Raw genomic sequence first — 25,393 nt, forward strand, 5'->3', positions numbered from 1 at the left:
ATGTTATTAGGCTGCTTCAATCGCGACCCGTGCTGGCGCCGGCTTGAGTAAGCTTCCGACAACAAAGACGATTAAACTCACCACTTGAGTTGGCACGATGGCATGCACGCCACCCATATCGGGTTTTAACCAGCTCAATAAAATGAACACGGTTAGACCGACCACCATTGAACTTAGAGCGCCGGTGGCTGAGGCTTTTTTCCAATATAGACCGAGTACGAGTGGCCATAAGAATGCGGCTTGTAATCCACCAAAGGCCATTAAGTTTATCCAGATGATCATATCTGGGGGATTCGTGGCGGCAAAGAACACCAGTAGGGCAAAAATACCTGTTACCCATAGCGATAAACGATTCAGTTTTCGTTCGCCATTAGCACCTTCGACAACCTTCGGATTGATATAGTTGATGTATAGATCCTTTAACAGGGTTGCTGACGCTTGAATCAACTGCGAGTCGATGGTCGACATAATCGCAGCCATTGGGCCCGCAAGAAAAATTCCAGCTACAACAGGTGGTAAGACGGTCATCATCAGTGTGGGCATGATCTGATCCGGGCTACCAACATCTGGAACAATAGCCCGTCCCAGTGCGCCCGCGAGGGAAGTTCCAAACATTAACAGAGCCACCACAACAGTACCGATGATCATGCCTTTATGGACCGATTTACTATCACGATAGGACATACAGCGAACTGCTGCATGAGGTAGACCAATCACACCGAAGCAGACTAAGACCCAAAAGCTTAAAATAAAGGGCTGGCTGAGAAAGTCATGAGGACCATATGGTGTGACTAAAGAAGGATCGATATCGTGCAGTTTTTTTACTAAATCACCCACGCTGCCACCAGCATGAATCACGCCATAAAGTAGGGCAACTGTACCGATGAGCATCATAATGCCTTGCACAGTATCGGTAAGTACCACCGCTCTAAAGCCACCAATCGTGGTGTAAAGTCCTACGGTAAAGGCGAAGATGAACAGCCCTTCTTGGTAGGGAAGGCCAGTTACGGTTTGCAACAAGCGTGCACCGCCGACAAATTGCACGACCATGATGCCAAAGAAAGCGAGCAAGAGTGAAGCCGAAGCAAGAATCACGACAGCACGGCTTTTAAAGCGAGCGTAGAGGATGTCGTTAACGGTTACTGCATTATGGCGACGCGCTTCGATGGCGAACTTTTTACCCAAGACGCCAAGCGTTAACCAGGCTACGGGTAATTGGATCATGGTCAGCAAAACCCAACCGAGCCCCATTTTGTATGCAGCTCCTGGTCCACCGATAAAGCTACTGGCACTCGCATATGTTGCAGCTAACGTCATAGCTAAAACAAAGCCACCCATGCTGCGGCCACCAACAAAGTATTCATTTAAAAAGTGATTTTTGCTTTTGAAACGACGAGTAAACGCTGCCAAAGCAAATACCGCTATCAGGTAAATGATCAATGGAATAATCAGTTCACTATTCATGGTCGTCCTCTTCAGGGGCAATATCTAGTGGAACATCTTTATAAAATACTTTCACCATTAAATAACACAATACAGTAAATAGAATCGGTCCAATCAAGCATGAGAAGAAAAACCATACTGGCATACCCCATATAAGGGCAGGCATGGATGTATCTCCTAAAGCTGGGGCCAAACCATAGGCTGTGGTGTACCACCAAACAAAATAAAGCACAGCAAGGCCTAAGGCCATGGCTGCTTCTTTATGTGCTTGGCGATAAATGTCAGAGAGCTTTGACATCTTATCTTCCTTTTAATAAACGAAAAGGCCACCCTAAGGTGACCTTTTTATCTAGAGTATTATGAACGGCTTATTGAAGGCCGAGCTTTTTCTCTAAATAGTGAATGTTGGTACCACCATGTTGGAAGTTTTCATCCAACATGATTGATTGTTGTAGTGGCACGTTAGTTTTAATGCCTTCAACAATCATTTCATTCAATGCGTTACGCATACGTGCGATAGCAACATCACGGTTTTCACCGAAAGTAATCAGTTTGCCGATCATTGAGTCGTAGTATGCAGGAACGGTATAACCTGAGTAAATATGCGATTCCCAACGAACGCCCATACCACCTGGTGAATGGAACATATCGATTGTACCTGGACAAGGTAGGAAACGCTCAGGATCTTCTGCGTTGATACGACATTCAACGGCATGGCCACGAATCTTAATATCATCTTGAGTAAATGACAAAGGTTGGCCAGCAGCAATGCGAAGTTGCTCTTTGATGATGTCGACGCCGGTAACCATTTCAGTTACTGGGTGTTCAACCTGAACACGAGTGTTCATTTCAATGAAGTAGAACTCACCGTTCTCGTATAGGAATTCGAAAGTACCTGCACCGCGGTAACCGATTTCTATACAAGCACGAGTACAACGTTCACCGATGTATTTGCGCATTTCTTCAGTGATGCCAGGTGCTGGTGCTTCTTCCACAACTTTTTGGTGGCGACGTTGCATTGAGCAGTCACGTTCACCTAGGTGGATAGCATTACCTTGACCATCAGCAAGCACTTGAACTTCAACGTGACGAGGGTTTTCTAGGTATTTCTCCATGTAAACCATATCGTTGTTGAACGCCGCTTTTGCTTCTGCACGAGTCATTGCGATAGCGTTAATCAGTTCACCTTCACTGCGAACAACACGCATACCACGACCGCCGCCGCCACCAGATGCTTTGATGATAACTGGGTAGCCAATGCGTTTTGCGTGAGCTTTGTTTTTCGCTTCATCGCCGTCTAGTGGACCATCTGAACCAGGTACACAAGGAACGCCTGCTTTTTTCATTGCAGTGATTGCTGATACTTTATCACCCATCATGCGAATAGTTTCCGCTTTAGGACCGATAAAGATAAAACCAGACTGTTCTACTTGTTCTGCAAAATCTGCGTTTTCAGATAGGAAACCGTAACCCGGGTGGATTGCAACGGCGCCAGTTACTTCTGCAGCAGAGATGATACGTGGAATGTTTAGGTAACTGTCGATACTGCGTGCAGGACCGATACAGATTGTTTCGTCTGCAAGTAGAACGTGTTTCAAATCACGGTCAGCTGTTGAGTGAACAGCGACGGTTTTGATACCCAGTTCTTTACAGGCGCGAAGAATACGAAGCGCGATTTCGCCTCGGTTCGCGATGACAATTTTGTCTAACATGATTTCAGCTCCACTTATTCGATGATAACAAGTGGTTGATCAAATTCTACAGGTTGACCGTCTTCAACTAGGATAGCTTTAACCACGCCTGCTTTATCAGCTTCGATTTGGTTCATCATTTTCATCGCTTCTACGATACATAGAGTATCGCCAACGTTAACGCTTTGGCCAACTTCCACGAAAGATTTAGCTTCTGGGCTTGGAGAGCTGTAGAAAGTACCAACCATTGGAGAAAGCACTTTGTGACCCGCAGGCTCTTGAGAAGCTGGCGCTGCTGCTGGTGCAGGAGCCGCCGCTGGTGCTGGAGCTGCTGCAGGAGCAACTGGTGCAGGTGCTGCGTACTGAATTGGAGCTGCAGGAGCAACGCCGTGGCGGCTGATGCGCACTGACTCTTCACCTTCAGCAATCTCTAGTTCAGCAATGCCTGACTCTTCAACTAGTTCGATAAGCTTCTTGATTTTACGAATATCCATTGTTTCTTTCTCTTTTATCTGTGAATAAGACAGCCCCGCTATTGGGACTGCAGAGTGATTGTTTACTTTGCCCGCAGTGATTGAATCGCTGCCGACAGAGCGAATTGATACCCTTGAGCGCCCAAACCACAAATGACACCCTGTGCTTTATCTGACAGGTAAGAATGGTGGCGAAACGCTTCTCTAGCATGAATATTTGACATATGTATTTCTATAAATGGGATGTCTACGCTAAGTAGAGCATCGCGCAGTGCTACACTGGTATGAGAAAACGCTGCCGGGTTAATAATAATAAAATCGACTTTACCGTGTGCCTGATGAATCGCTTCAAGCAGTTCATACTCACGGTTTGACTGAAGATGCTCTAACTCAATGCCTGCTTTTTTTGCTTGTTCACGTAATGTCGTGACAATCTGTTCTAACGTGTTTGAACCATAGTGTGCAGGTTCTCTTAAACCTAATAAATTTAGATTTGGTCCATTGAGAACAAGAATGCGTAATTTTGCAGTCATTGTGCTGTTATCTTCCTTTATAGTCGATGAAACTTAAATTATACCCTCATCATAGTGCATTTGACTTCAAATTATTGTCAAAATTCCCTAGATTTTAAAAATTGACCAAGATTATAGCTAATTCACAGCAAATGGCAGCAATTTACTGGTCTAATCTCCTAGTTTGTTAATTAGCTCGAAGATATTCGATACTTACTCTATGAGTGACATAACAACTCAGACCTCTTTGCTAGAGGCCACGGGTAAAGGTTTGGTCCAATAGAGAATGAACAAGCCAGAGCTAAAAAGAGTTTGGTCAATGAGTGGTCGCTGATATTAGTATAGGTAACTAATAAAACGCAATATTTTCTCTTTATTCTCCCCATTACGACAATACTCATAAAGAGGGATTTTGCACTTACAATGAGAGTATTGTTAATAATTATACGATGTAATGCCAATAAAAAACTCCGATGACAAAGCATTCGGAGTTTTTATGACATGGACGAGTTAAACGCTGTTATTTAGCGGAATAATGATCTTTTTCTGTAATGAGTTTTTGTACCACACTCGGATCTGCAAGTGTGGAGGTATCACCTAGGTTACCTGTATCACCGGTGGCTATTTTGCGTAAAATTCGCCGCATAATCTTACCTGAACGGGTTTTCGGTAGAGCATCTGTCCAGTGCAAAACATCTGGTGTTGCAATCGCTCCAATTTCTTTACGTACCCAGTCTTTGACTTCTTTATGGAGTTGAGCATCAGGGAAAACGCCATCATTAAGCGTAATATAAGCATAAATGGCTTGCCCTTTAATGTCGTGAGGTACACCTACCACGGCGGCTTCCGCAATTTTATCAAAAGAGACTAATGCCGATTCAACTTCAGCCGTGCCCATTCGGTGGCCAGATACGTTCAGTACATCATCGACACGCCCAGTAATCCAGTAGTACCCATCTTTATCGCGCCGTGCCCCATCACCAGTAAAGTACATCCCTTTAAAAGTAGAAAAATAGGTTTGTTCAAAGCGATCGTGGTCGCCGTAAACGCTGCGCATTTGTCCCGGCCATGAGTCAAGAATCACAAGGTTCCCCTCGTTGGCACCATCAACAAGGTTACCTGAGTTATCAACCAAGGCAGGTTGAACGCCAAAGAATGGACGAGTTGCCGAGCCTGGTTTTAATTCTGTCGCACCTGGTAGCGGGGTAATTAAAATGCCACCGGTTTCCGTTTGCCACCACGTATCAACAATGGGAGATTCACTGTTACCGATTGTACGGTAATACCATTCCCACGCTTCTGGATTGATGGGTTCACCAACGGATCCCATGATGCGTAGGCTAGAGCGAGTGGTGCCTTTGATGGCTTCGTCTCCTTTGGCCATTAACGCACGAATAGCGGTTGGGGCAGTATAGAGCAGAGAGACTTTATGTTTATCAATCACTTCACTCATACGGCTGGTTTGTGGGTAGTTTGGCACCCCTTCAAATAAAATGGTTTTTGCCCCGTTAGAAAGTGGGCCATAAATGAGATACGTGTGTCCTGTAATCCAACCAACGTCGGCGGTACACCAATAAACATCATTGGGTTGATAATCAAACACGTATTTGAACGTCATCGTGGCGTAAACCAGATAGCCGCCCGTCGTATGTAACACACCTTTGGGTTTACCTGTTGATCCAGAAGTGTAGAGAATAAAAAGGGGATCTTCGGCTTTCATTTCTTCTGGTGGGCAGTGATCGCTAACCGATGCTGTTGCTTCATGCCACCAGATATCTCGATGAGAGTGCCAGTCTACTGAGCCACCAGTTCTTTTCATCACAATGACTTTACTGATGGTTTTTACTTCTGGATTAGTGAGGGCTTCGTCGACATTCTTTTTCAACGGTACGGCGCGACCACCACGAACGCCTTCGTCGGCAGTGATGACTAATTTGGCATCAGAGTCGATGATTCTTCCTGCAAGAGCTTCAGGAGAAAATCCGCCAAATACCACTGTGTGAACAGCACCAATACGGGTGCAAGCGAGCATAGCAACTGCGGCTTCCGGCACCATTGGCATGTAAAGGCAAACCACATCACCTTTACGTACCCCTTGGGCCTTTAGTGCGTTAGCAAAGCGGCAGACTTGCTGATGAAGTTCGTTAAACGTGATCTTGGCATCTTGGGCTGGATCGTCACCTTCCCAAATGATCGCCACATCATCCCCATGATCTTTTAAATGGCGGTCAATGCAGTTAGCAGATACATTGAGCGTGCCATCTTCGAACCATCGTATATCCACATGCCCAGTATCAAATGACGTCTGTTTTACTTTAGAGAAGGGCTTTATCCAATCAACAATTTTCCCGTGTTCAGCCCAAAAGCTTTCAGGATTGTTAACCGATTGCTGGTACATTTTTAAATAGGTATCGTTATCCGCGTGAGTACAAGCCTTAATATTTGGCTTAACGGGATAAATTTGAGCATCACTCATGGCCTTCTCCTTGTGAAATCAGCAAATTCCTAATGTTTTGAATCGAATTATGGATGGTGAAATAGGAATTTTTCTTGCTTATAAACATTGGCTAATCGGTGCAATTGCTCAATTAGACTTTAGGAGTATGAAAAGCCAGATCACATTGTGATTGTTGAATTTATTGTGAACGCAGTGGCGGAAGGTCGCCATTCATGAGACGGATAAAAATGAGTCCGGCAGAAATGGCATCTTGGAGGGCATCGTGCTTATCTTGGATCGGTAGCTCTAAATGTTTACATATCGAATCCAGACTCAAATCGATATACGTATTGGGCAGTTGTTTGGCGAGTTTGTCTTGGTATAACTGGCTGACTTCAACGTGTTTGTAAGGGAGAGGAAAGCCTAAATGTTTACGGCAAGCGATATCAAGAATCTTCTTATCATAACGGATATGATAGCCGACTAAAGTACGGTGACCAATAAAAGCCAGTAACTGTTGTAGTGCTTCTTTCTCGGTTATTCCATCATGCAAATCTTGATGGCGTATTTGATGAATTTTTATTGAGTCTTCATTCAGAGACGTTGGCGGCCTCAAATGCACTTCAAAGGGCTGGCTGAGAATAATGCGGTTATTTAATATTTTTGTTGCGGCTATGGTGACGAGCTCAGCCTGATTGGGATCTAAGCTTGTGGTTTCACAATCCAGTGAAACATATTCATTAGGTGTCGTTTTTTCAAATAGGTAGCGATAAGGCGAGCCTTCTAAATGATGTAACCAGTATTGCCGCATTAACCAATTCATATGCACTTCCAGACATCAGTATGTTAGATGATTTATTCCCGAACTTGATAGTGATAAGCGAGCCATTGCTTAAACTTTTTCACTACATGTAAGCTATGTCGAAGTAAGTCTCGTTCGGCCCGAGCCAGTGGTTCAAGTGATAGTAGATGGGTTTGATGATCGTGTTGTAACTGTTGGGTTAACCTGAGCTTAATGAAAAATTTTAAAGCTTCACTGAGGTTATCTGCGGTGTTTTTTTCCAAAATATGCTGAGCCTGCAGAGTTTCGATGCGCTCAAAGGTATTTGTCACTTCAACCCCATGTTCTAACGATAGAGTACGAACGCCATGGACAATAGGAAAAATACCCCCTTGCTTGATGTCTAATCCTTTTTTCCCTTGTTTTACTTGACCAAAAAAAGTGAGAGGAGAGGCAAAGGCAAGTGCTGGTTTTACCATGTCAGCGAGTAGAGCATCTTGCTGTTGGGTGCATTGTTTGATGGTTGTTTTGAGCGGTGTAATTAATTCGTGATTACCAGCCACTACATGGGCGTCTGCTAATATCGCCAAGTGCATGAGATCATGTGCTGAACGTTGGGAGCACCATGACATTATTTGTTCTTTCCAACCGTTTTGAGAATGAATCCATTCTGGGTTGTTCACCATCACTTTGCCCGGACAAGGAGGGTAACCAAGTTGAATCATGGCTGTGGAGAGTGAAGCCATACACTGTTCTACCTCTGGCCAGTCGATGTCTTGCGCTAAAATTAATGCGTTGTCTTGATCGGTTTTCAATATTTGCTCTTTACGTCCTTCTGAGCCTAATACGATAAAGCAGCATTGGGCCTGTCTTTCTTGCGGCACAATCAGTTGGAAGGCTTTCTCCATAATTTGTTCATTGACCGCGGCGAGCAGTTCCATAATAAAACGGGTTCGAACTCCTCTTTGAAACAGGCTTTCTACAAGTAGGCGCTGCTTTTGTGATGCTTCGATTAACGACTCTAAATCATTAGCTCTGGCAATAGCTAATGTTAATACGTGAGAATGTGTGGAAAAGGTACTCAATATCTGAGTCATATCGAGTAGACCGACGGCTTGGCCTTGGCGTTTCACCATAAGTCGTTTTACTTTACAGCGCGTCATTTGCACCATGGCGTCAAACAGATAATCGCCTTCTTCAACCGAGATAACAGGCTGAGATGCGATAGGAAGAATGGGGCTATATAGCGAATGTTTTTCGCTCACTAAAGCGTGCAATAAGTTTGTTTGCGTGATAATCGCATAAGATGGAAATGGCTCTTGCTCGTTTAAAGGAATTAAGGCTGCGTCTACTTCGTGCTGCTTCATCGCTAAGGTTGTGTCTCGAATGGATGTTGAGCCCGCAATGAGTAAAGGTGGGTGATAAATGGAAGCATCTACTTTGGTTAGAATGAACTCAGCAATATTTTTTTGACGTTGGGCTTTCTCTAATAATGCTCGTCTAGCAACAAGGCTGGTGTCAAAGTAATTCGCAAAATCGGCGTTATTCCCATAAATATCGGCAAAAACAGATTTAGGTAGAAGATAGACTAACGTGTCTTCTAAAGCTACGTATCTGTGTTTGGTTAACGTGGAAAATAATCCTCGCACATCAAATAGATCATCATGGGTATAGTGGGCGTATACTTCTCCGGTTTCAGCAGACTGTTCTTCAACTGTCCCCTTTATCACGATATGGAGATATTGCGCGGGTTGTTGTGCTTCTATAATTATCTGCCCTGTTCGATAGTAAGCAATATCCAGTGCTGCGCGAAAACGCTTCTGTTGCACCCCTGTTAAATGATCAAAAGGGGGTGTTTGCATGTCGAATTTAGTTGGCATGGAGGGGGGCCTCCTTTTGAACATTGGATCTTAAGTGTGGCGTGTTTCTTTACTCTCTCCAGACGACTTTGGTCTAAGCCGGATGTTTCATAGGTGGATTAATAGTGTTCTGCATGACTGGAAATGATGTAAGTTTCTTATTTGGAAACAGCATGTTGCTAAAGTATCCCTTTGAAATTAACCCTATCCATTGCATAATTTGTCGTCATCGCAACCACCCTTGCTTTGGCGCCTGAACATATTTCATTAGCGTAATCAGCCTTTTTACTTTTGGCAGCGATGTAACCTCATTTAGACAGGACGTTGTTATGAAAAATACATCCCCTTACGGGTGGATTTCGCAGTATCTATTCGGTTTCTTTTTTTCTTATGGTGTGTACCTGCCATTTTGGGCGCTGTGGTTTTCTTCCCAAGGTGTGTCGGCGACAGATATTGGTACGTTAGTTGGTTTAGGTTTTGCTACCCGCTGTGCCTCGAACCTTTTAATCACTCCTCGAATTCATAAACTTTCTTACATATTGCCTGCTCTGCGCTGGTTGTCATTTTTAGGCACTGTTGCGGCTTCACTGTATTTTGTGGCGGGTGGTAACTTTTGGATCATGGCGATAGTAACCGTGCTGTTTAATCTTTGCATGGGGCCAATGATGCCGTTGCCTGATGCGATGGCGAATTATTATGCCAAATTGAATATTCTCGATTATGGTTCAACGCGCGTGTGGGGCTCCATTTCGTTTATTGTTGGTTCTACCTTGGTAGGGTATCTGGTCACAGGGTGGGGGAGTGGTTGGATTTTATATACTGCTATCTTCGGTTTTGCTGCCACATGGATGATGAGCTTAAGAACACCAGATCCTAAACCGTTGGATACTGAACCCGCTAATGCAGCAGAAAGACCTAAATTGCTTCACTTATTACGCGAGTGGCCCGTTGTTAAGTTTCTTGTTTTAGTCGCGTTAATTCAGGGAAGTCATGCCGCCTATTACAGTGTGAGTTCTTTGTATTGGAAACAATCAGGTTATTCCGAAGATGTGATTGGTTATCTCTGGAGTCTGGGGGTTGTTGCTGAAGTGATGCTCTTTGCCCTAAGTAAACGTATCTTTGCTGGCTGGGGAGTACGCACTTTATTTTTGATCTCATCGGTTGCTGTTATTGTTCGCTGGGGGATTACTGCCAGCACAACGGCTTTGATTCCTTTAGTGATCGTTCAGTTGCTGCATAGTCTGACTTATGCACTTGCTCATTTAGCGGCGATTCGTTACATACAGCAATCGGCACAAAGCCGTATGGTGGCGTTGCAGTCTTTGTATAATGCTTTGGCCCAAGGTTTGTGCATTGCCATCATGACGTCATTTAGTGGGTGGGGATTCCAGCACTTTGGCGCGAATGTATTTTGGGTGATGTCGGCAATGGGGGTTCTTTCTTTGTTGGTTCGCTTAGAGTTACCTCGGTCTCAAATTCAAACCTCCAGTTAAGCAAAAGCTTATTCAACCCCGCAGAAATCAATTTCTTAGATTGTTCATCCGGTTGTTACTCGTTTAAATCAAAGCCTCTTCTATAGTTAGAAGAGGCTTTTTTATTAGTAAGGAGAGCGATGCAAGGATGGTTAGTCGTTCCAGTGTCTTTGGTTTATCTGGGCGCATTATTTCTTATAGCTTGGTATGGCGATCGTCAGCGGCGATGGTTAGAAGGTTGGCGTCCGTGGATTTATAGTCTATCTATTGCTGTCTATTGCACCTCTTGGACTTTTTTTGGCACGGTTGGGCAAGCAAGCGCTAATCCGTGGTCATTTATTCCTATCTATCTTGCTCCGATATTGGTGTTTGTTTTTGGCTGGCGCATCATTGCTCGGCTGATTTTAACGGCCAAGCGAGAGCACATTACTTCAATTGCTGATTTTATCTCTGCTCGATACGGCAAAGCTCAGGGATTGGCGGTGGTCGTTACCGTGATTGCCGTTGTGGGCGTGTTGCCTTATATCGCGTTGCAATTACGCGCAATTACTACTGGACTTAATGTGGTCGCCCCAGAGCTATTTTCTGATTTGGGGTACGATGATCAAAGTGTGTCGTGGTTTGTTGTATTCGCGCTGGCTTTATTCAGCATGCTATTTGGTACGAGGCAGGTGGATAACACCGAGCATCACCGTGGCATGATGATCGCTGTAGCGTTTGAATCGATCATTAAGTTAGCGGCATTCATTATTGTTGGGATATTTATATGCTATGTATCCTGGAATACTCCCGACTTTTCAATGGGGCAGCTTGCTCAAATCAGCTATCAGCCTCCCAACTGGCCTACTCTGACGATTCATCTTGTTTTGACTGTTGTTGCCATCATTTGTTTACCGCGCCAATTTCACACCATCGTGGTTGAGAATGAGCAGGGGCAAGATTTACATACCGCGCGTTGGTTATTTCCTATGTACTTATTTCTCATGAGTCTGTTTGTATTGCCTATCTCATGGGTCGGGCAAGGGCTTTTACTGGGAAATCCTGATACGTTTGTCGTAAGTATTCCCAAAGCTGTTGAAGCAGATGGTATTGCTCTTTTAGCCTTTTTAGGAGGGGCTTCGGCGGCGTCGAGTATGGTGATTGTTTCGACGATGGCACTGGCAATAATGATGTCGAATGATTTAGTCATGCCTTTGTTATTACGCCGTATGCGCTTAACCCAGAGAAACCACATTCATATCTCTCGGATTTTGGTCATCGTTCGGCGCCTACTTATTTTGCTGATTATGTTAGGAGCTTGGGGCTTCTATCAGGTTCTTGATTCTATTCCGTCACTATCGGCGATAGGTTTCCTTTCTTTTGCTGCCATTACTCAATTTGCTCCTGCGTTACTCGGGGGAATGTATTGGCGAGAAGGCAATCGTAAAGGTGCTTATGCGGGGCTTGGTGTGGGATTTTTTATTTGGCTGATTACGTTGATGAATGCAACGGGCTTACTGGCTGGTAGTGCTAATAATAATGTATTGCTGTGGATTTCGACGCCTCCGCTAACGCTCAAACATTGGGGGCTTGCCTCACCTGAGTGGGGAATGTTTCTTAGTGTTGTACTTAATGCACTTTGCTATGTAGTGGTGTCATTGGTTACTCGTGCTAGTTTGAGTGAGCGTCTGCAAGCCGCATCCTTTGTTGGTACGCCAATGCCCAATAATGACAACATTACGATTTATCAAAGTCGAGTTACCGTGGGTGAGTTAGAAATGTTGGCAGCGCGATTTGTTGGTCGAGCGCGGGTTAGACACGCCTTTGAACAGTATTGGTCGGCTCAACCTGAAAGGTTGATGCAGGGTCAGCAAGCAACGGCTTCACTAATTCGTCATACAGAAAGAGTATTAGCTGGAGTTTTTGGTGTTTCGTCTGCCAAATTGGTTCTTACTTCAGCATTGCAAGGTCGCAATATGCATTTAGAAGATGTGGCGACCATTGTTGATGAAGCGTCAGAAATTTATGACTTTAGCCGTGGTTTACTTCAAGGGGCAATTGAACATATTAGCCAGGGCTTGGCTGTTGTTGATAAACATTTACGGCTGGTGGCATGGAATCAACGTTACCTTGAACTATTTAATTTTCCGGCCGGTTTAGTTCAAGTAGGGCGGCCGATAGAAGATATTATTCGCCATAATGCTAAGCAGGGATTATGTGGCCCTGGTGATGTAGAAGAGCATGTCGAAAAGCGCCTACGACATTTAGAAAAAGGGACAGCGCATACTTCAGCTCGTGAAAGGCCTGATGGTAAAGTGATTGAGGTGCAAGGGAATCCGATGCCCGGAGGAGGTTTCGTGATGAGCTTTAATGATATCACCGCATTTCGCGCGGTAGAACAGAGTTTAAAAGAAGCCAACGAAAACCTTGAAGAGCGAGTTCATCAACGTACCCATGAATTAGAAACTCTGAATAAACAGTTAGTCCTCGCCACTCAACGTTCAGAACATGAATCTCAATCGAAATCGCGTTTTCTCGCTGCAGTTAGCCATGATCTGATGCAACCTTTGAATGCAGCCCGCCTGTTTTCTTCATCGCTAGGAGAAATAGCTCAAGATAAAGAAGTCAAACAGTTGTCTCAGCATATTGAAAGTTCACTCGGCGCCGCGGAAGATTTGATCGGTGATTTATTAGATATCTCTCGCTTGGAATCCGGAAAGTTGGAAGTGTATCCGCAAGCTTTTGCTGTAAGGAATATTTTGGATAATTTAGCCGCTGAATTTCGTGTGATAGCTTCCAAGCAAGGTGTTGAGTTTTCAATGGTGCCTTCTTCTCAATACATTATTTCTGACCAAAAACTGTTGCGGCGTGTGGTTCAAAATTTCCTGACTAATGCTTTCCGGTACTGTTCTCATGGCAAGGTTCTACTGGGGGTAAGGCACAAAGCAGAAAAAGTGGTAATCGAGGTTTGGGATAATGGTGTGGGAATAGAGCAAGAGAAACAACAAGAAATTTTTGAAGAGTTTAATCGCGGTTCTCAAGTTCGTTCTGATCAGGGGTTAGGGCTCGGTCTTGCTATTTCAAAAGGAATTGCTCAAGTATTACATCATGATATCGCGATGCGTTCATGGGTTGGAAAAGGGAGCGTTTTTTCTGTCACCATGGATAAAGCTCAAGCACCTGAACCTATTGCTTTCACCCCAGAAACAAACGAATCGGTACATAATGTTGAGTATTTAAGAGTGTTATGTGTCGATAATGAAAGCGCTATTTTAGATGGGATGCGTGAATTGTTAGAGCGTTGGGGGTGTGAAGTTAAAACCGCCTTAAATCTTGTTGATAGCTTGCAAGTGCTTGAAGAACAATGGCGACCCAATGTCATCTTATCTGATTACCGCCTTGATGATGGCCGAACCGGGTTAGAGGTATTGCAGCAATTTCGTTTGAGGTTAGGCGATGACTTTTCCGGCGTAATCATTAGTGCTGATAGAACGACTGAGATACTTGAAGCTGTAAAAACTCACGGTTTCCGGTTTATTGCTAAGCCTGTTAAGCCACTTAAATTGCGCGCTTTGTTATTAGCAAAGTAAAAACGCCCTCGAAAGAGGGCGAATGAATGTAGTTTTGATAAATCTAGAGTGATTCTTCAATTTGTAGCGGCCAGCCAATATCGGTCTGACGATTAGCTTCTAGCTCTAATTCCGCTTTAGTGAGCGGGTTTGCCTCTAGCCAAGTTTTATCCAAAGTTAGAGTGAGTTGATCACCGCTGGCTTCCAATGTAAATGCAGGTTCTAAATCAGCATTACGTCGGTGGCTAAGTAGCACTGCTAATCGGAGTAAGCGCAAGACACGTTTTGCGCTGGTACCAGAAAGAGCATGTTGTTCTGGCAATGATGTTAGTTGCTCTCTATAGCGGCGAGCTAATTCACCAATATAGAACTTCTGTGCGCGGGTAAATCCGGGTAAATCTAAATGTTGTAATAGGTAAGCACTGTGTTCGCCCCCTTTTTTGTAGTCGATGCTAAGCCCAATCTCATGTAATTGGGCCGCACTACATAACAACATTTCAGCTTGTGATTCTTCAACCCATTCACTGCCACCACACTGGTTGAACATATTGCTGGCTAAGGTCGCAACTTGCTTAGCGTAATTTTGGTCGATTTGATAACGGCGTTGCACACTATCAATCGTGCGGCTACGAATATCATTTTGACGTAGCCCATCCACCATTTCATAAACTAAACCTTCACGTAACGCACCGCCGGCAAGTGTCATCTCTTCTATCTTAAAAGATTCAAAAATGGCAATTAAGATAGATAACCCACTAGGGAATACTAAAGCACGCTCTAGCGTCAGCCCTTCAATCTCCAACTCTTCAAGATGATCAGACATCATCGCCTGTTTTTGTAAGCGCTTCAGTTTGGGCAGGGTAATGATTTCATCCATTCCCTGTGCCAGCATAATTTCTTGCAATGCTTGCACCGTACCACTGGCACCAACACAGATATCCCAACCAATTTGACAATAAGATTCTAAAATTGGCGATACCGTTTGTTTGGCTGCTTCAATTGCACTTTGGAAGTTAGTGTTGTTGAGCTGACGGTCTTTAAAATGTCGTTCGAGCCAAGTGACACAGCCCATTTTTAGGCTGTTGAGTGCTTTGGCTTCAAAACCTTCACCGATGATGAACTCTGTACTTGCACCGCCAATATCAACCACCAATCGACGGCCTATACCCCCGGAAGTATGAGCCACACCTTTATAGATGGTGCTTGCTTCTTCTTCCCCAGAAATAATTTCTATTGGGTGACCTAGGATTTGATTTGCTTTGATAAGAAACTCATTAACGTTTATCGCAGTACGCAAAGTTGCGGTTCCCACGATGCGGATATTCTCTTTAGGAATATCTTGTAGACGTTCAGCAAATAGGCTTAAACAATCCCAACCACGCTGCATCGCTTCTAAACTCAATGCATTGTTTTCATCAAGGCCTGCGGCTAGGCGAACTTTACGTTTAATTTTCGCCATGGTTTGAACGCTACCATCAATATGACGGACAACGAGCATATGAAAGCTGTTCGACCCCAAATCAATCGCGGCATATAGCGGTGAAGATACATCTCGGCTCATAGGTTAATTACGAATCCTTTTTCTGACGAGGACGTGAACGACGTTGATTATTATTACGTTTATTACCAGAACGCGAGCCACCAGTATTGGTGCGACGTTGGTTATTTCTACGTAGGGTAATGGGTTTTGGTAAATCTGTCAGCAGCGCTGTAGGATCATACTCAGAAACCGGGATTGAGTGTTCAATATATTCTTCAATTGGCGGAAGGTTAATCGCGTATTCTTCACAAGCAAAACTAATAGAAAAACCGCTAGCGCCAGCACGACCGGTACGGCCAATACGGTGAACATAGTCTTCACAATCATCAGGTAGATCGTAGTTAAATACGTGAGTAACTTGGGGAATGTGTAAGCCACGCGCAGCTACGTCAGTGGCTACTAGAATATCCAATTCACCTTTAGTGAATTGTTCTAGAATCCGTTCACGTTTTTTCTGTGGTACATCGCCAGTTAACAGGCCGACACGATGTTTATCTGCAGCGAGATGACCCCAAATTTTTTCACACTGATGTTTTGTGTTTGCAAAAATGATGGCGCGGTCTGGCCATTCTTCTTCGATAAGCGTTTGTAGTAGAGCCATTTTGTCATCATTTGATGGGTAGAAAAGCTCTTCTTTAATGCGTGCGCCTGTTTTACGCTCAGGTTCAACAACAACGTGTTCAGGGCTATTCATATGCTCAAATGCGAGTTCTTGAACACGGTAAGACAGCGTTGCTGAGAACAGCATGTTGAGGCGGTCTTTAGGCTCTGGCATACGACGGAAAAGAAAACGGATATCTTTGATAAAGCCCAAATCAAACATTCGGTCCGCTTCATCGAGTACGACCGCTTGGATGTCGTTAAGATTAAACGCTTTTTGGTGGATGAAATCTTTAATACGGCCTGTAGTACCGATAAGGATGTCCACACCTGCATTGATTTGCTCTAATTGCTTGTCATAGCTTTCGCCACCATAAGCTAAAGCGGCTTTTAGTCCTGTACTTTCAACAAGACACTCGGCGTCATGATAAATTTGAATCGCTAATTCACGAGTCGGTGCCATAATAATAGCACGAGGCTGATTTTGTTTACGGCGCTCATGAGCCGGTGTTGTCAGCAAATGGTTGAAGGTTGCAGTAAGAAACGCAAGCGTTTTACCCGTGCCCGTTTGGGCTTGGCCTGCAATGTCTCGGCCGGCGAGCAGGACCGGCATCGCCATGGCTTGGATAGGGGTGCAATATTCGAACCCTTTTTTTTCCAATCCATCAATGACTTGCGGCTCTAAACCGAAGTCGGCGAACTTATGCTCTGTGATATGCGTCTTTTTCATAGCTATAGAATATCAGCCTAGGCTTGCAATATGGAAGTAAATACATTCCAATAGAGCATCTATTTACTGGTTAGTATGCAACCAGTTCAGAAAAACACAGTGGAGTGGAAGATGAGTGATAAATTTTTGCAGCTAACTGATGATAGTTTTGAGGCTGACGTAATTAATGCTGCAGGCCCTGTTCTTGTTGACTTTTGGGCAGAATGGTGTGGTCCTTGTAAAATGATTGCTCCTATTCTTGACGAAGTCGCAGAAGAATATGAAGGCAAGCTCACAATCGGCAAACTTAACATCGACCAAAACGCAGGAACACCACCAAAATTTGGTATTCGTGGTATTCCAACGCTTCTTTTATTCAAAGATGGTAACGTCGCGGCAACTAAAGTAGGCGCACTTTCTAAGACTCAGCTTAAAGAATTCTTAGACGCGAACCTTTAATCGCATTTACATAAACCGTACATAGAAATATGTGCGGTTTGTTTTATGGTTAAACATTTTCTAGACTACACTGACATTTAGTGATAGTTTATCGACCGTTAATTAAACAAGTGTTCACTTCTTGGTCAATCCTGCGACCAAATCCATCTTACTTAACTTAAAAAACAGATCCTAATTTTGACTAAACAAGTATCCACCACAATGAACCTAACAGAATTGAAGAACAGACCCGTGTCTGATCTTGTGAAACTTGGTGAAAGCCTAGGCTTAGAAAATCTAGCACGCCTAAGAAAGCAAGACATAATCTTCTCCATACTTAAAGCTCACGCGAAAAGTGGTGAAGATATATTTGGCGATGGGGTTCTGGAAATTCTACAAGACGGTTTTGGTTTCTTACGAAGCTCAGACAGCTCCTACCTTGCTGGCCCAGACGATATCTACGTATCACCAAGCCAAATTCGTCGCTTTAACTTACGTACCGGTGATTCAATCGCCGGGAAAATCCGTCCGCCAAAAGAAGGTGAGCGTTACTTTGCACTGTTAAAAGTGAACACTGTTAACGACGATAAGCCTGATAATGCACGTAATAAAATCCTGTTTGAAAACTTAACCCCCCTACATGCGAATGAACGCATGGTTATGGAGCGTGGTAATGGCTCAACAGAAGATATCACTGCACGTGTACTGGATTTGGCCTCTCCGATCGGTAAAGGTCAACGTGGTTTGATTGTTGCTCCGCCTAAAGCGGGTAAAACCATGTTGCTGCAAAATATTGCTCAGAGTATTGCTTACAACCATCCAGAATGTGAATTGATGGTACTTCTTATTGACGAACGTCCGGAAGAAGTAACTGAAATGCAACGTTTGGTGAAAGGTGAAGTGATTGCTTCCACATTCGATGAACCTGCTAACCGCCACGTGCAAGTAGCTGAAATGGTTATCGAGAAAGCAAAACGCCTAGTTGAGCATAAGAAAGATGTGGTTATCCTTCTTGACTCTATTACTCGTCTAGCTCGCGCTTACAACACTGTCGTGCCTTCATCAGGTAAAGTTCTGACCGGTGGTGTTGATGCTAACGCTTTACACCGTCCGAAGCGTTTCTTTGGTGCGGCTCGTAATGTAGAAGAAGGTGGTAGCTTAACTATTATCGCGACTGCTCTAGTTGATACTGGTTCGAAGATGGATGAAGTTATTTACGAAGAGTTTAAAGGTACAGGTAACATGGAATTGCACCTGAACCGTAAGATTGCTGAAAAACGCGTCTTCCCTGCGATTGACTTTAACCGCAGTGGTACTCGTCGTGAAGAGTTACTAACTAAATCTGATGAGTTACAAAAAATGTGGATTCTACGCAAGATTGTTCATCCTATGGGTGAAATCGATGCAATGGAATTCCTCATTGATAAGTTAGCGATGACGAAGACCAACAATGAGTTTTTTGACGCAATGCGCCGTCAATAAGCCAAAAAAAGTGAAGCACCACCGATACGGTGGTGTTTTTATTTGCATTCCCCATAAAGTCAGGCAAGACTGATAGGGAATGTAAAAAGGAGTTTTTATGCAACAAGGATTGTTGTGCTCGCTTCTTCTATTATCGTTAGCCTTGTATAGCGGAATTGCTGGTGCTGTAGAAATGTCTGTGGCGGAACAACAGGAAGTTCTGCATGACAAAACACTTGAGCATAAAGTGGATCAGTTATACGACTATGCAATAAAAGATGATATTGACGCGCTAAAGTTTGCCTTCCAGCGGCTTGCTCTTCCTCAGCAGGAAGCTGCTCGCTACCTACTATTTAAACGTCTCGATAAAAATAACATCTCTCTATCTGCGCCTTTATATGGTTTTGTCCAGCGACAAAATGGATTGTTGCCTGTATACCAAATTACTGTAAAGGGCGACGGCTATGAATTCTCTTCCCCAGCATTTAATTATACTGCAGTCGGTTCTCGGCTAATGAAGCGGTGGAAGCAGGATCAAAAGGTAGTTGATTTTGTTCTTAAAGCTGAACTTCATGAGTTGAAATTAAAAGCTTGGTTATCTGGACCTGACAAGTTAACCCATGAAAAGCTCTTAATTAAAGAGCTTGATCACTTGTCGATCCCAGCTATTCAATCGTTAGTTGATCAGCTAATTACTGTGAAAGTCACAAGTTGGCTACCTTCATCGGCTGTCATGGTTCGTATAGCCCAAGTTAGTCATAGCCCAGAAGTTTATAAGTTACTGTGGTTGATGAGAGCTGACGGAGATATAGAAGGTGAATTGGACCGACTATCTAAGCGCAATGACCACTTTGCGATTAAGCAGATGATGCTGGCTGCTCAAAACCCGCGTTTAAAGGATGAAGCTATCAAAGATTTAGCTCGTCTTAACCCGATGAATGATGATGTTAAAGCATTTTTAGTCAACCGTTTATCCGATGATGATGAGGTATTCCAGGTTGCTAAGACGTTGGTAGAGCAGGGGCACAGAAGTTGGTTACAAGAGTTGTTAAGCTCAAACCGACAGGTTAAAGCAAGTGTCATATCTCAAGTCCTTGAACAATAACCAGCGAATCGTAGAGAGCTGCTCAGGATGCAAAAAAGAAGAAACGAGAAACCTGAGTTTTTGTTATACTCTTGCTATCCCAATCAGCGCCAAATATACCTATGACTTTTAAGGATTTACCCAGTTTTTTAGCTCATTTAGAACAGCGTGGGCAGTTAAAACGTATTTCGCATCCTATCGACCCGCACTATGAAATGACGGAAATTAGTGATCGCACGTTGCGAGCACAAGGGCCTGCGTTGTTATTTGAAAACCCAGTAGGGTATGACATCCCTGTTCTGACTAACTTATTTGGTACTCCCGAGCGGGTGGCGCTGGGCATGGGAAGAGAAAATGTTCAAGGGTTAAGAGAAGTTGGTCAGTGGCTATCATATTTAAAAGAGCCGGAACCGCCACGTGGTTTTAAAGAAGCCATTGATAAACTGCCGGTATTTAAACAAGTCCTTAATATGCCAGCTAAGCGTCGCCGCCATGCTCCATGTCAAGAAGTGGTTTGGCAAGGTGACCAAGTTGATCTAGACAAAATTCCAGTAATGAGTTGCTGGGCCGAAGATGTAGCCCCCTTAATGACCTGGGGATTAACGGTGACAAAAGGTCCAGCGAAGAAGCGTCAAAATATCGGGATTTATCGCCAGCAGAAGTTAAGTAAAAACAAAATTATTATGCGCTGGTTAGCTCATCGAGGCGGTGCTCTAGACTTTCAGGATTGGAATGACGTCAATCCAGACAAACCTTTCCCTGTGTCAGTTGCTTTTGGTGCTGATCCTGCGACGATTCTTGCTGCAGTAACCCCTATTCCGGATACCTTATCTGAATACGCTTTTGCAGGACTACTTCGAGGCAGTCGCTCAGAGGTGGTTAAATCAATCAGTAATGATCTCGATATCCCGGCGTGTTCTGAAATTGTTCTAGAAGGTTACATCGACCCTAACGAATACGCAGAAGAAGGTCCTTATGGTGATCATACCGGTTACTATAATGAGGTAGAAACACATCGGGTTTTCACTGTTACTCATATAACTATGCGTAATAAACCTATTTATCACAGTACTTACACTGGGCGTCCACCGGATGAGCCCGCAGTGTTAGGTGTCGCTTTAAACGAAGTGTTTGTCCCTATCTTGCAAAAACAATTTCCTGAAATTGCAGATTTTTATCTACCGCCAGAAGGATGCTCTTACCGTTTAGCTATTGTAACCATGAAAAAACAATATCCTGGACATGCTAAGCGAGTCATGATGGGCGTTTGGTCTTTCTTACGTCAATTTATGTATACCAAATACGTAATCGTGTGTGATGAAAGTGTTGATGCTCGCAATTGGGATGATGTTGTTAAAGCAATGGCTGATAACATGGCTCCTATAGCCGATGCCTTATTTATTGATAATACGCCGATTGATTCACTAGATTTTGCTTCTCCAGTTGTGGGGCTTGGTTCCAAAATGGGAGTTGATGCCACTATTAAGTGGGATGCTGAGTTAGCCATGACTGGATTAAATGACGTTCCTGAGTGTAAAGATTTTGATGTGACCATGTTGCAGGATTGGAAGAACCAATACAGCAATGTAGTCGATATTCATTTACCTCCTTCTACCGGACATCGATTTATTCTTGTCAGTTTAAATAAGGAAGCGTCAGATCAAGCTAAGGCGTTCATTAATCACATGTTGAAAAATCTTCAACATGTAAGTGATATAAAGTTTATTGCTTTATTTGATGAAGATGTAAATATTCGTGATTGGAAAGATGTTATTTGGGCGATTACGACCAGAATCGATCCCACTCGAGATATCCGTAAAGTAGAAGGGTTGAATAACAAAAGCAGTTTGCTAGCCTTTGATGCTACCAATAAATGGCCCGATGAAGTTCAACGCGAATGGGGTAAACCTATTAATAAAGATCCCAAAGTATTAGCTAAGATTGATGCAATTTGGGACGAGTTAGATATTCTATGAGTCATACTGTCTTATTATTACCCAATAAGATTCAGTTTACGGTTTCGTCGGGACAGACGATATTAGAGGCTGCGCTCAACCAGCAGATCTCTTTCCCTAACCGTTGCCAAGTTGGCGCGTGTGCGGCCTGTCTGTGTAAAAAAGTCGCAGGCAAAGTAAGCTATCAGTTAGAACCAATGCTCACTGATAAAGAGCGTGAATCTGGCTGGGTGTTTGCCTGCCAAGCTATCCCAGAAAGTGATTTAGTACTTACTTTTGAAGAGTAAGTTAGAGGAAACACATGATTGTGAAATGTAAAGTTAAGTCGATTGCTCCGCTAGCAAGCAATACCTATAAAATATTGTTGCAACCAGAAGAGAAGATCGAATTTAAAGCTGGCCAATACCTTATGGTTGTTATGGGCCTAAAAGATAAACGCCCTTTTTCTATTGCTAACTCGCCAACTCGCGAAAATGGCGAATTAGAACTTCATATCGGTGCGGCAGAGCAGAACGCATACGCAGGTGAAGTTGTCGAGTTGATACGCGACTCTCTTACAACAGACAAGGCGATTGAAATAGATGTTCCCCATGGTGATGCTTGGGTCAAAGATAGTGAACGCCCTCTATTACTTATAGCTGGTGGTACAGGATTTAGTTACGTACGTTCAATCTTAGATGATTGCGTAGCTAATAAAGTGAATAAACCTGTTTATCTATATTGGGGAGCGAAAGATGCGACTCAACTTTATGCTAAAGAAGAGCTAGTTGCTATTGCAGAACAAAATGAACATGTTCACTTTGTTCCAGTTGTTGAGCAACAAGAAGATAACTGGCAAGGTAAAGTGGGTAATGTGCTTCAGGCAATAAATGAAGATTTTGCATCCTTGTCTGAATACGACATTTATTTAGCTGGGCGCTTTGAAATGGCTGGAGCTGCACGTGAACAGTTTGTGGCAAATAAACAAGCGCTTGCAGAAAGAATGTTTGCCGACGCATACGCGTTCATCTAAAAGTTATACAGTAAAATATTCTGAAAGAGGGCGAAATCGCCCTCTTTTTCATCTATTTGCACAATTACTATCCTAACGAACCGATTTTTGCATTTTTTTCTAAAAAGTTCTTGCTTAATAATCCGCGAGGTCTATACTGCGCAACCACTGACACGGCAGACGCCATAAGGCTTCAGCGGTTCAGTAAGAGGATAAGACGCTCGAATGAGAAAGTTGAAAAAAGTGTTTGACACTGACAACGATATCGCTAGAATGCACCTCCACTTTGAAGAACAAAGTTCTGCAAAGAAAGCTCTTTAACAATTTAAACCTATCAATCTGTGTGGGCACTCGTTGATGATAATCAAAATGGAAACTTCGGTTTCGAATTGGTTTCAATGAACTGAGTGACCAATCAAGATGTCTTTTGGAAACATTAGAGGTCTTGGCACAGTCAATTCAACATTACTTAGTAATGTATTCAGTATTCATTGAGCCACAAAAAACTTTAATTGAAGAGTTTGATCATGGCTCAGATTGAACGCTGGCGGCAGGCCTAACACATGCAAGTCGAGCGGCAGCGACATAAACAAACCTTCGGGGGCGTCTATGGGCGGCGAGCGGCGGACGGGTGAGTAATGCCTGGGAAATTGCCCTGATGTGGGGGATAACCATTGGAAACGATGGCTAATACCGCATAATAGCTTCGGCTCAAAGAGGGGGACCTTCGGGCCTCTCGCGTTAGGATATGCCCAGGTGAGATTAGCTAGTTGGTGAGGTAAGAGCTCACCAAGGCGACGATCTCTAGCTGGTCTGAGAGGATGATCAGCCACACTGGAACTGAGACACGGTCCAGACTCCTACGGGAGGCAGCAGTGGGGAATATTGCACAATGGGCGCAAGCCTGATGCAGCCATGCCGCGTGTATGAAGAAGGCCTTCGGGTTGTAAAGTACTTTCAGCAGTGAGGAAGGTGGTGAGATTAATAGTCTCATCATTTGACGTTAGCTGCAGAAGAAGCACCGGCTAACTCCGTGCCAGCAGCCGCGGTAATACGGAGGGTGCGAGCGTTAATCGGAATTACTGGGCGTAAAGCGCATGCAGGTGGTCTGTTAAGTCAGATGTGAAAGCCCGGGGCTTAACCTCGGAATAGCATTTGAAACTGGCAGGCTAGAGTACTGTAGAGGGGGGTAGAATTTCAGGTGTAGCGGTGAAATGCGTAGAGATCTGAAGGAATACCAGTGGCGAAGGCGGCCCCCTGGACAGATACTGACACTCAGATGCGAAAGCGTGGGGAGCAAACAGGATTAGATACCCTGGTAGTCCACGCCGTAAACGATGTCTACTTGGAGGTTGTGGCCTTGAGCCGTGGCTTTCGGAGCTAACGCGTTAAGTAGACCGCCTGGGGAGTACGGTCGCAAGATTAAAACTCAAATGAATTGACGGGGGCCCGCACAAGCGGTGGAGCATGTGGTTTAATTCGATGCAACGCGAAGAACCTTACCTACTCTTGACATCCAGAGAACTTAGCAGAGATGCTTTGGTGCCTTCGGGAGCTCTGAGACAGGTGCTGCATGGCTGTCGTCAGCTCGTGTTGTGAAATGTTGGGTTAAGTCCCGCAACGAGCGCAACCCTTATCCTTGTTTGCCAGCGAGTAATGTCGGGAACTCCAGGGAGACTGCCGGTGATAAACCGGAGGAAGGTGGGGACGACGTCAAGTCATCATGGCCCTTACGAGTAGGGCTACACACGTGCTACAATGGCGCATACAGAGGGCGGCCAACTTGCGAAAGTGAGCGAATCCCAAAAAGTGCGTCGTAGTCCGGATTGGAGTCTGCAACTCGACTCCATGAAGTCGGAATCGCTAGTAATCGTAGATCAGAATGCTACGGTGAATACGTTCCCGGGCCTTGTACACACCGCCCGTCACACCATGGGAGTGGGCTGCAAAAGAAGCAGGTAGTTTAACCTTCGGGGGGACGCTTGCCACTTTGTGGTTCATGACTGGGGTGAAGTCGTAACAAGGTAGCGCTAGGGGAACCTGGCGCTGGATCACCTCCTTAACGATAAGATTATTGCGATGAGTGTTCACACAGATTGATACGGTTTAGTTATAGAGAGCACCGCGTTAACCCCTCTGCCCTCAGCCAATGGCGGCGCAGAGAATATTTGTGTCCCGTTCGTCTAGAGGCCTAGGACACCGCCCTTTCACGGCGGTAACAGGGGTTCGACTCCCCTACGGGATACCACTTTTAAGCGTATTTGCTTAAGTGCTCTTAAAAATGGTGATTTTCGCAAGAAAACACATTGCTCTTTAACAATTTGGAAAGCTGACAAAACATTCTTTTAGAATGTTTGTAAAAGTTCTCAATTATCTATCAATGATAGATAACCAACACA

General features: G+C 44.1%; 18 protein-coding genes, 1 tRNA gene and 1 rRNA gene. 10 read left to right on the forward strand and 10 right to left on the reverse strand.

Features of this window, described 5'->3' with window-relative positions; genetic code table 11:
- Positions 1-6: 6 nt before the first annotated feature.
- The 8 genes from panF to I1A42_RS11930 all read right to left on the reverse strand — a co-directional run bounded on the left by panF (position 7) and on the right by I1A42_RS11930 (position 9,217).
- Entirely contained in the window at positions 7-1,464 is a 1,458-nt protein-coding gene (gene panF / locus I1A42_RS11895; protein ID WP_196123602.1) for a sodium/pantothenate symporter, read from the reverse strand.
- Positions 1,457-1,741, reverse strand: a complete 285-nt coding sequence (locus tag I1A42_RS11900) for a YhdT family protein (protein ID WP_161156421.1) — start codon at positions 1,739-1,741, stop codon at positions 1,457-1,459. Before I1A42_RS11900 ends, panF begins: the two co-directional genes overlap by 8 nt.
- A gap of 70 nt (positions 1,742-1,811) precedes the next feature.
- Complete coding sequence (gene accC / locus I1A42_RS11905; protein WP_161156419.1) at positions 1,812-3,155, reverse strand: acetyl-CoA carboxylase biotin carboxylase subunit; 1,344 nt, start codon at positions 3,153-3,155, stop codon at positions 1,812-1,814.
- 14 nt (positions 3,156-3,169) lie between these two features.
- A complete protein-coding gene (gene accB, locus I1A42_RS11910) occupies positions 3,170-3,628 on the reverse strand; it encodes an acetyl-CoA carboxylase biotin carboxyl carrier protein (RefSeq protein ID WP_161156417.1) in 459 nt (152 codons plus the stop codon).
- 62 nt (positions 3,629-3,690) lie between these two features.
- The gene (gene aroQ / locus I1A42_RS11915) at positions 3,691-4,140 is read right to left on the reverse strand and encodes a type II 3-dehydroquinate dehydratase (RefSeq protein ID WP_196123603.1); all 450 of its coding nucleotides are present in this window, start codon (positions 4,138-4,140) and stop codon (positions 3,691-3,693) included.
- A gap of 499 nt (positions 4,141-4,639) precedes the next feature.
- Entirely contained in the window at positions 4,640-6,595 is a 1,956-nt protein-coding gene (gene acs / locus I1A42_RS11920) for an acetate--CoA ligase (RefSeq protein WP_196123604.1), read from the reverse strand.
- A gap of 160 nt (positions 6,596-6,755) precedes the next feature.
- The gene (locus I1A42_RS11925) at positions 6,756-7,379 is read right to left on the reverse strand and encodes a 3'-5' exonuclease (RefSeq protein WP_196123605.1); all 624 of its coding nucleotides are present in this window, start codon (positions 7,377-7,379) and stop codon (positions 6,756-6,758) included.
- 32 nt (positions 7,380-7,411) lie between these two features.
- On the reverse strand, positions 7,412-9,217 hold the full coding sequence (locus tag I1A42_RS11930) for a DUF294 nucleotidyltransferase-like domain-containing protein (protein WP_196123606.1): 1,806 nt from the start codon (positions 9,215-9,217) through the stop codon (positions 7,412-7,414).
- 308 nt (positions 9,218-9,525) lie between these two features.
- Between I1A42_RS11930 and I1A42_RS11935 the strand changes: the two genes are divergently transcribed.
- The gene (locus tag I1A42_RS11935; protein WP_196123607.1) at positions 9,526-10,689 is read left to right on the forward strand and encodes a 3-phenylpropionate MFS transporter; all 1,164 of its coding nucleotides are present in this window, start codon (positions 9,526-9,528) and stop codon (positions 10,687-10,689) included.
- 119 nt (positions 10,690-10,808) lie between these two features.
- Positions 10,809-14,237, forward strand: a complete 3,429-nt coding sequence (locus tag I1A42_RS11940; protein WP_196123608.1) for a hybrid sensor histidine kinase/response regulator — start codon at positions 10,809-10,811, stop codon at positions 14,235-14,237.
- Positions 14,238-14,280: 43 nt separating this feature from the next.
- Here I1A42_RS11940 and gppA read toward each other — a convergent pair whose 3' ends face one another.
- Entirely contained in the window at positions 14,281-15,777 is a 1,497-nt protein-coding gene (gppA, locus tag I1A42_RS11945; RefSeq protein ID WP_161156403.1) for a guanosine-5'-triphosphate,3'-diphosphate diphosphatase, read from the reverse strand.
- A 7-nt stretch (positions 15,778-15,784) separates the two neighbouring features.
- Complete coding sequence (gene rhlB, locus I1A42_RS11950; protein WP_161156401.1) at positions 15,785-17,086, reverse strand: ATP-dependent RNA helicase RhlB; 1,302 nt, start codon at positions 17,084-17,086, stop codon at positions 15,785-15,787.
- 111 nt (positions 17,087-17,197) lie between these two features.
- Between rhlB and trxA the strand changes: the two genes are divergently transcribed.
- From trxA to I1A42_RS11990, 8 genes are all read left to right on the forward strand, one after another.
- The gene (gene trxA / locus I1A42_RS11955; protein ID WP_161156399.1) at positions 17,198-17,524 is read left to right on the forward strand and encodes a thioredoxin TrxA; all 327 of its coding nucleotides are present in this window, start codon (positions 17,198-17,200) and stop codon (positions 17,522-17,524) included.
- A gap of 201 nt (positions 17,525-17,725) precedes the next feature.
- Positions 17,726-18,985, forward strand: coding sequence for a transcription termination factor Rho (gene rho / locus I1A42_RS11960; protein ID WP_161156487.1), 1,260 nt, complete (start codon positions 17,726-17,728; stop codon positions 18,983-18,985).
- A gap of 97 nt (positions 18,986-19,082) precedes the next feature.
- Positions 19,083-20,069 (forward strand): hypothetical protein, encoded by a 987-nt coding sequence (locus I1A42_RS11965; protein WP_196123609.1) that lies wholly within the window; start codon positions 19,083-19,085, stop codon positions 20,067-20,069.
- 101 nt (positions 20,070-20,170) lie between these two features.
- Entirely contained in the window at positions 20,171-22,024 is a 1,854-nt protein-coding gene (gene ubiD, locus I1A42_RS11970) for a 4-hydroxy-3-polyprenylbenzoate decarboxylase (RefSeq protein WP_196123610.1), read from the forward strand.
- Positions 22,021-22,290, forward strand: a complete 270-nt coding sequence (locus I1A42_RS11975; RefSeq protein WP_161156393.1) for a 2Fe-2S iron-sulfur cluster-binding protein — start codon at positions 22,021-22,023, stop codon at positions 22,288-22,290. Before ubiD ends, I1A42_RS11975 begins: the two co-directional genes overlap by 4 nt.
- Before the next feature lie 14 nt (positions 22,291-22,304).
- Positions 22,305-23,015 (forward strand): NAD(P)H-flavin reductase, encoded by a 711-nt coding sequence (fre, locus tag I1A42_RS11980; RefSeq protein ID WP_196123611.1) that lies wholly within the window; start codon positions 22,305-22,307, stop codon positions 23,013-23,015.
- Between the two features lie 488 nt (positions 23,016-23,503).
- Positions 23,504-25,056 (forward strand): 16S ribosomal RNA (locus I1A42_RS11985).
- A 110-nt stretch (positions 25,057-25,166) separates the two neighbouring features.
- Positions 25,167-25,242: transfer RNA gene (locus I1A42_RS11990), tRNA-Glu, on the forward strand.
- Positions 25,243-25,393: the final 151 nt, after the last annotated feature.

It is taken from the genome of Vibrio nitrifigilis (assembly GCF_015686695.1).
Classification (GTDB): domain Bacteria; phylum Pseudomonadota; class Gammaproteobacteria; order Enterobacterales; family Vibrionaceae; genus Vibrio; species Vibrio nitrifigilis.